This is a genomic window from Burkholderia sp. SIMBA_051 (assembly GCF_046534915.1).
Classification (GTDB): domain Bacteria; phylum Pseudomonadota; class Gammaproteobacteria; order Burkholderiales; family Burkholderiaceae; genus Burkholderia; species Burkholderia ambifaria.
On sequence record NZ_JAWRXS010000443.1, the window covers coordinates 1 to 262 of the forward strand.

A 262-nucleotide genomic window follows, 5' to 3' on the forward strand; every position below is an offset into this window, starting at 1 on the left:
GTCAGCGAAAGCGCGCCGGCGGCATCGAGCGACAACCTCACCACCCACGGCGTATAGCCCAGCTCGACATAAACCCGCTGCGGGCCATTCTGAAAGAACCACTGTCCGTGTTCGTCGGCGTCGTAGTTCCGATTGATGAATCCGAGCAGCGCCTCATGCCGGATCGGCTCACCGGGCAAGCCGCTCGCCTGCGCCGCCTCGTCCCGCATGCGCCAGTTGCCGCGCCGGTCCAGCATCAGCCACCCTGTGCAACCCGGCACAT

General features: G+C 65.6%; 1 protein-coding gene. It reads right to left on the reverse strand.

The features are described from left to right. A partial coding sequence (locus SB771_RS35215; RefSeq protein ID WP_410722069.1) for a DUF2946 family protein occupies positions 1-260 on the reverse strand: 260 nt, incomplete at its 3' end. Between the last annotated feature and the right edge of the window lie 2 nt (positions 261-262).